Genomic DNA, 7,633 nt, shown 5'->3' with positions numbered 1-7,633 from the left:
CATCCTGACTGGCTGAGGCAATTTTTTGGCCATCAGGACTAAAACTTACACTGTTGACTGCACCAGTATTCCCCTTAAACATAATGATTAATTTACCTTGAAGGTTCCAGAGACTAACTGTTCCATCCTGACTGGCTGAGGCAATTTTTTGGCCATCAGGACTAAAACTTACACTGTTAACTCTATTAGTATGACCTTTAAGAATATTACTTTGTATCCATAAAATATTTTCTTTTGAAACTTTTTGTTCTTGATTAAACAAACTATTCCATAACTGCTGAACCCCAGTTGGATTATCTTTTGAAACTTTTTGTTCTTGATTAAACAAACTATTCCATAACTGCTGAACCCCAGTTGGATTATCTTTTGAAACTTTTTGTTCTTGATTAAACAAACTATTCCATAACTGCTGAACCCCAGTTGGATTAAGCTGTTGCGATATCAAGGCTCCGATTGCCACAACAACTACTGTTACACTAACCCCAATGAACCAACGATACCTTTTTGTTGTAAGAGAAACTTTAGGTAAGGGTTTGGGTTTAAGTTGGTTTGGAATTAATAAATTGACTCCAGCAACCTGAATTTTGTCTTTGGAGTCCATAATTTGACTGAGGAGATTTTTAGCCTCGGTCACATTACCTCTGGTGAAGCTTTTCATCCCACTAACGTATACTAGCAGAGGTTCATAGTCTACCAGGGGGTCTGCAAGTGTTTGTACTAGCGAAGTAAGGCGTATCCATTCTGACCCATCTTCAATATTCAAGCTTGCCAAGTTAGAAGCAATTTCACGGGCTGCTTCATGAGGTTGAGCATAAGCTAAAGCTGTCCACTTTTGAGCTTGGGCAAAGTCACGAGTGTCAGGATTGGAGTTATTAAGCTGTTCTTGTATATAAGCAAGAAGAAAGTTTGAGAGTTCTAAAATTCTTTGCTGACCAAAGCACGGATTATTCTTCAGTTGGTTCAAAAGTTCATTGCGGATTGCCCAATCGATCTCGTAGAGTTCGTAACCCACTTCATTACAAAGATTAGACAGCAGCAGGTCTGCGACAGCAATCCAGGGAATATTCAGTAGATTACTGTTAATATCTTGCTGGAAATTTGCCCACAAGCGATATAGCAAATCAGGAGTTAATGCTAATGGGAAAGCAGCATGGCAAGCTAAATAAAAATGCGCTTCGCCAAAGCGTTTACTAAATGACTCAATGCGCCGTTTTGCAATTCTATATTTAGCTTCATTTGAGGATGCTACTGTGCGAGTCATTTTACACCTTTTAAAGGTTCTGCAAACTGCTGATGACGACCTCGTAGAGCATTAATAGCACTATCTAATCCCTCACGGGTTGCCTCAAACATGGGAACCAATCCAGCAATTTCTCCAGCAGTTGTACTCAGCCAACGCTTTTTCGGTATGGGATTCAACCATGCAACATAACGAACGTGTTGTTTTAACTGTTTGAGAAATACCTTTGTCAACTCTATCCTCTCTGAATTCAGACCACCACGAGCAGCGCCAGCATCACTGAATATGAGTGCTACTACTCTATTCTGACGCAGGCGAACTAAAACATTTTCAATTGGCTCTGCTTGTTGATGCACTGGGTCATAGTAGAGATACCCAACTGGACAATTATGAAAATAGTAGATACCAGCTGCACCTAATTGCCCACCCCGCGAGGCTGTGTGACCCAAACGAACTGACAGAGAATGAAAAGGAACCATTGATCCGTCTTGGTCGATCAGCAACAACAGTTCTGTCCGATTCACCCGAGCTGGTGACAACACAGGCTCCAGCATCATTCCGTAGCGTCCAATCTGGTTAACTGTCGCCTCAATATCCAATTCTGTAGCGATTCCCTCTTTAGTCAAACACCGCAGATGTCGCCACATCTGCTTCATTTGCCTTTGAGTTACGGGCAAATAGTCCGTAGACAAGAGAAAGCGATCGCCCAACATCTCCCCTTCACTAGTCACCTGACGTATCGCTTGGGCAACTTGTATTTCATCTTCAATATTACGAAACGATTCTGAAGCTAGCGTAGCAGTAGATATGGGCTTAGATGGTTCTGTCTGTAAGTGATTATTTTGATCGCGACGCTTCATCAACAACCTTAGCAACCACAAACACCCTGAACTTACTGCCAAAATTAGCAAGAAAATCAACCAAACTGGCAAATTTATTTGACTTTTATTTTGAGTAATTTGTGCAGTCGGGGTCGGTGCAACTGGTGAGGGTAATTCCTTTGGCACTGGCACTGATGTTGGCAAAGATATCGTAGGGGAAGGTACACTCACTTGATTTTTTGGGTGTGTAACCCATAGTGATAACCCTACACCTAAAACCAACACTGCCACTAAAGTTGCAAACCTAACAAGTTGAGTAGCTTGACTTTGGTTTACATTTGAAGCTTGGGTTTGGGGAACAGTCTCACTACCAATTAACTGTTCAAAGTGATAATCAAATATATATTTTTCTTCAACTGATTTAACCCAAAGTAACCGACACAATCGAGCTAAAGCAGCTCTATCTGGAAGACCATAACCAGCTTGCAAAGCCTGCAACATCGACTGGTAATCATCCACGCCTAGAGGTAATCCTGCCTGCCGCAGTCGAGTAAACAATTCCAGTAGGGGTAAATCATCCATTACTTTTCAACTTTAGATATTGGATGTGATCTTCCCAACTCTTTAACAACACACCAGGGTAAGGTAACTTCCCATTCAGTTTTGCCAAAGCCTCATCTTCGGGGTAGCGACGCAAAGCCTTGAACCAGTCAATCAATTCACTAGTGCTGATTTTCTTGCTTGCCCCACTTTGGTTTTTTTTCATTTCTTCCCGCAGCTCCCAAAAACGCTCTACAGCTTGGTTTATCAAAACCTCTGATGCTTTCCCAAACAAAGCATTCATAATTTGGATGAGTCTTTCACGACTAGGAAATTCAACATAGTGAAACAAGCACCGACGCAAAAAAGCATCTGGCAAATCTTTCTCATCATTGCTGGTGATTAAAACAATCGGTGCTGCTTTGGCTTCAATCTCCTGACCTGTCTCCTCGACAATAAACCGTCGCTCATCTAATTCCAGCAGCAGGTCGTTGGGAAAGTCAATGTCAGCTTTATCAATTTCATCAATCAGTACGACAGTGCGGTTTTCTTGCTGAAATGCCCGTCCCAGAGGCCCCCAGCGTATATAGGTAGTTGGGTCATCAATTCGCTGGATTTGTTCTGCTGTCAGGCGATCGGAAGCAGCTAGCTGGGCATCCCGCAAACGTCCAATAGCATCGTAGTTATACAAACCATCCCTTGCCCGACTAGTGGATTTGACATACCAAGCTTCCAAGTTCAAACCTAGCTCGTAGCTAACTGCACTTGCAAGTAAAGTCTTGCCGCATCCTGGTTCTCCTTTGAGCAATAACGGTCGTTCCAAGAAAATCGCCAAGTTGACTGCTTCTACCAGTTCAGGATTAGGTAAATAGGGATACAATAGTTGTCCGTTCGCCCCCCTTTCTCCTAGCTGGGGCTGCACTTTACCTGCATATTCCAAGAGTTTTCCACCTACAGCCTTAACCATTTTTCCTCTTCGTCATACCAATTACAGCCAGACAGGTGACAAATTTCGCCCAATGCGGGTTCTGGAATGCCATTATCACTGTTTTTCAGTATTGTTTGTACTGTTTCATCTAACTGATCTATCAGTTTAGTCGGCAGTTCGTCTGCTGCATACTCTAGCCAGTTAGTTAGTTCATCGTCAGAAAATTGGTTAATCTCAGGTAGTTTCACAGGATTATCTGGCTTCCAAGTAGGGTCGAGCCGTTCTACAAAAGGAATATTCCAACTACCTACGCAGCCATCATAATCTACCAGGAACATTAATAATTTGAATTGACTCGCTTGCGGGCTAGCCGTCTTAACTTTAGTCGCTAATAATAACCAGAAATCTCGGATCAGATCGTCTAAAAGAGTTTCCGAAAGACAATCGACATCATATAAAATTAACAGAACATTCTGAGTTCGCCACCATTGATAAACTCGTTCGGCAATTTCAGGAATTGAGCTTTGCCTACCTAGACCAACTCTACCACCAAGTTCACGCCACAAAGCAGCACTGTCACTCCTCCGAGCAATGCGACTGAGTTCAATTCGCACAACCTTTCCCGTCATGATATTGGGGACATTTTGTACCACCAACCGATTCAACAACCAGCGTTGACCATAGTAAAGTGAACCGTGGATTAGAAAGGCTGCTACTGAATGAGTCTCAATAAATTTCCGAAATGCTCGCGTCTGCTCTCGATAGCCCAATTTCAACAAAGCACGATACACTCTTCCACTAGATAAAGCTCGTTCCAGATCACCAAGCTGCTGATCCAATTCGTTTAGTTCAGCTTCAGTTTGTTCAATTTGCTTTTCTAATTGGAAGCGAATGAGAGTATCTGCTACGATCGCATAATCACGATGCAACCTTTTTAACTTCTCGGCTAGCAGGTCATAATGTTCCTGTAGTGCATGACGTTTGTGCTGTAGATGCTGCTCAGAGGACATCTAGTTACTTTTTGAGTCAATAATCTTTACTCAAGATGATTAGCCAGATTATCGATCTAGCAATCTGGTTTACTGTGTTTGGTTTCAATAGCTGAAACATGATTGTGACACGAGATGCCACTTATGTAATTTCTTCTGTCAGTAATTTACCAGTTCTAGACTTAGTATAAGAATGTTGTCTCCATAGTTCCTCTACGCCCTAGCAAGCAAACTAGATGTTTAGCATACCACTACTGACTTGCGTTGAGTACAACGATTATTTCTGCTAGCCTGATTCCCAAAGGTTTCCAGTGGGGATTGCTGGAGGAAAAAGTAGCATCCCCAGACACTGATTGGTAGTCATTGGGAAACTTTTCAGAAGCATTTGCAGCAGTGTCTACTCGTAAAATGAGTTTGCCTTGATAACGGGATAATTTACTACCATCCAACAAAATCGTGCCGCCGTAATCCCACGCCAATCCATAAAGTTTAAAATCACCTAATTTCTTACGTAACTCGTTTAAGGGTGTTCCCACTCCAATACCTTCGCGGGTTTTCCAAGCTGAACCCAGGTTACGCACATCTAGAGGTTTGGTACGAGTATTATCACTCCAGACTACCAAGAGCGATCGCTCCTGATTTAGATTTACCTGAGTAGCTGCAAAACTACCCATTCCTTCAGCACCAGAGATAGTTTTATCAACGAGATGGGATGCACCAAACAGCTTTACTAAATCTTGCTTGGTGGTTATGCGTGTTATCGGCCCCACTCGTTCCCCAGGAACAATCAAGGTGTCTGTTAATGGTTGCGATTTAGCAACAGTAATTGGATGATTTATTTTCTGGGGTAGTGCAAAGGCTGGGTTTGCCGAATAGTTTAGCAGTAAAGCTAAAGTAGCTGTAGCAATGCCTTTGATTGATGAATTCATAGGTTCTATTATTGGGTAGCAGAATATGAGTGAGAAGTACTCATAGTTTAATTACTACAAATTCCCAATTAAAGATTCCCGATTTGACAAAAATTTTATTTCATCGCTCTAGTTGCGTTTAAAATTGCCAGCATTGCTACTCCAACATCAGCAAAAACAGCTTCCCACATTGTTGCTATACCTAAAATACCCAATCCAATAAATACACCTTTAATTGCTAAAGCAAACCCAATATTTTGCCAAACAATTTGCCTTGTTTTTCTGGCGATTTGGATTGCTTCTGCCACTTTTAATGGTGCATCTGTCATGATCACAATATCGGCAGTTTCTATCGCCGCGTCTGAGCCTAACCCACCCATTGCCATACCAATATCTGCTCTAGCAATCACTGGCGCATCATTAATGCCATCCCCAACAAAGGCAACTTTACCATACTTGCCAGCGGTGCTGAGTAACTTCTCAATGGCATTAACTTTTTCTTCAGGTAATAACTCTGCTTCGTAAGCATCTATGCCAAGCTGTTGAGCAATTCGGGAGGCGATCGCTTGATTATCTCCTGTCAACATTACTGTTCTCTCTACACCCATTCGCTTGAGTGCTTGAATAGCAAGTCTTGCATCTTCTTTGAGTTCATCAGCAATGACAATATATCCCGCGTAAATATCATCCACTGCTAGATGAATAACTGTTCCTTCTAACTGGCAATTATCGTGAGCAATCTTCTCTCGATGTAATAGGCGATCGCTTCCCGCTATCACTACCCTATTTTCAACCTTGGCTCTAATTCCATAACCTGCTATCTCTTGATAATCTCTCACCTCAAATTCATCGATTTTTCCACCATAAGCCTTGCGGATAGATTGAGCGATGGGATGATTTGAGTGCGATTCTACTTTAGCCGCTAATTGCAGCAATTCTTGTTCATTCCAGCCATTTAATGGTACTATTTTTGCTACTTTGAATACTCCTTTAGTTAACGTTCCAGTTTTATCAAAAACAACTGTATTAACTGCATTTAAAGTATCTAAAAAAGTAGATCCTTTAACCAAAATACCACGTTTGGCTGCACCTCCAATACCTCCAAAGTAACCTAATGGAATACTGATAACGAGTCCACACGGACAGGAGATAACTAGTAAAATTAGGGCACGATAAACCCATTCTGAAGAAGTTGCACCCGAAAGGAATAAAGGAGGTAATAGTGCAACTGCTAGAGATGTAAAAACTACGATTGGTGTGTAATATCGGGCAAATTTAGTAATAAATTTTTCTGTTTCTGCTTTTTTACTTTTGGCATTTTGTACCAAGTCTAAAATCTTAGCAATGGAAGATTCATCAAAGAGTTTTGTTACTTTAATACTGATCACACCCATTTTATTAATCATCCCAGCCAAAACTGTCTCTCCCAGCCTCACAGTTCGCGGTACAGATTCTCCAGTTAATGCAGATGTATCAACTTGCGAATTACCATCTATAATTTCGCCATCTAAGGGAATCTTTTCTCCGGGTTTAACAACGATAATATCCCCAATCTTTACTGTTTCTGGCGATACTTTCTTGAGTTCTCCATCTATTTGGATATTGGCATAGTCTGGGCGAACTTCCAATAATGCTTTGATGGAACTACGGGAACGACTAACGGCAACATCCTGGAACAATTCCCCAATTTTATAAAATAACATGACTCCGACAGCTTCGGGTAATTTATGAATTGCGATCGCCCCTAGTGTCGCTACTGTCATCAAAAATGTTTCATCAAATACTCTACCTCTGAGTAGATTGCGCCCAGCAGTTTTTAAAACACTCCATCCACTTAATAAATAGGCAGGGATGAAAAGCAGATATTCACCTATTGAATAGAATGTATTATGTAATTGATTTTCAAAAATTACACCAGGCGCATATAAACTTAAAATCACTACCAAAGGCAAAACCTCATTTTTCAGATTGAATTCTCCACCGTGATCGTGATTGTGGTCATGGTTATGATTCTCATCATGAGTATGATCATGGTTATGATTCTCGTGTTCGTCATGTCCACAGTTGGAACAACCTGAAGATTCTGAATGTACTTTTTGCTTCATTTTTTCTATTGAGGCTAGTCAGTTATTTGATATATGAGCCTGTTCTCAAATGTAATGAAAAAAAGAAGTTTTTACAAGTTGATAATTTAAGAACGAGAATCT

Annotated in this window: 5 protein-coding genes and 1 pseudogene; all 6 read right to left on the bottom strand. The window is 41.2% G+C overall.

Translation table 11 applies throughout. The features are described from left to right. Positions 1 to 1,261 (bottom strand): annotated as a pseudogene (locus HWQ41_RS14405) (hypothetical protein); the annotation flags it as partial. After that, a complete protein-coding gene (locus HWQ41_RS14400; protein ID WP_292763707.1) occupies positions 1,258 to 2,643 on the bottom strand; it encodes a hypothetical protein in 1,386 nt (461 codons plus the stop codon). The pseudogene HWQ41_RS14405 and the gene HWQ41_RS14400, both read right to left, overlap by 4 nt. Beyond that, positions 2,636 to 3,568 carry a MoxR family ATPase gene (locus HWQ41_RS14395; RefSeq protein WP_292763705.1) on the bottom strand — a complete coding sequence of 311 codons (933 nt, stop codon included), beginning with the start codon at positions 3,566 to 3,568 and terminating at the stop codon, positions 2,636 to 2,638. The genes HWQ41_RS14400 and HWQ41_RS14395 overlap by 8 nt, the downstream gene beginning before the upstream one ends. Next, positions 3,553 to 4,539: a hypothetical protein gene (locus HWQ41_RS14390; RefSeq protein ID WP_292763703.1), complete on the bottom strand. Its 987-nt coding sequence runs from the start codon at positions 4,537 to 4,539 to the stop codon at positions 3,553 to 3,555. The genes HWQ41_RS14395 and HWQ41_RS14390 overlap by 16 nt, the downstream gene beginning before the upstream one ends. Positions 4,540 to 4,769: 230 nt before the next feature. After that, on the bottom strand, positions 4,770 to 5,447 hold the full coding sequence (locus HWQ41_RS14385; RefSeq protein WP_292763700.1) for a hypothetical protein: 678 nt from the start codon (positions 5,445 to 5,447) through the stop codon (positions 4,770 to 4,772). 95 nt (positions 5,448 to 5,542) lie between these two features. Continuing rightward, the gene (locus tag HWQ41_RS14380) at positions 5,543 to 7,531 is read right to left on the bottom strand and encodes a heavy metal translocating P-type ATPase (protein ID WP_292763697.1); all 1,989 of its coding nucleotides are present in this window, start codon (positions 7,529 to 7,531) and stop codon (positions 5,543 to 5,545) included. Positions 7,532 to 7,633: the final 102 nt, after the last annotated feature.

The organism is Nostoc sp. NOS(2021) (assembly GCF_017115025.1).
Lineage (GTDB): Bacteria > Cyanobacteriota > Cyanobacteriia > Cyanobacteriales > Nostocaceae > Nostoc.
Note: the sequence above shows the minus strand (reverse complement) of the source record. Positions and strands in the feature narration are given on the sequence as shown.

Excerpts from the sequence above, each read along its gene's own strand:
- HWQ41_RS14395 (WP_292763705.1), bottom strand. The coding sequence starts at position 3,568 with ATGGTTAAGGCTGTAGGTGGAAAACTCTTGGAATATGCAGGTAAAGTG.
- HWQ41_RS14385 (WP_292763700.1), bottom strand. The coding sequence starts at position 5,447 with ATGAATTCATCAATCAAAGGCATTGCTACAGCTACTTTAGCTTTACTG.
- HWQ41_RS14400 (WP_292763707.1), bottom strand. The coding sequence starts at position 2,643 with ATGGATGATTTACCCCTACTGGAATTGTTTACTCGACTGCGGCAGGCA.
- HWQ41_RS14390 (WP_292763703.1), bottom strand. The coding sequence starts at position 4,539 with ATGTCCTCTGAGCAGCATCTACAGCACAAACGTCATGCACTACAGGAA.
- HWQ41_RS14380 (WP_292763697.1), bottom strand. The coding sequence starts at position 7,531 with ATGAAGCAAAAAGTACATTCAGAATCTTCAGGTTGTTCCAACTGTGGA.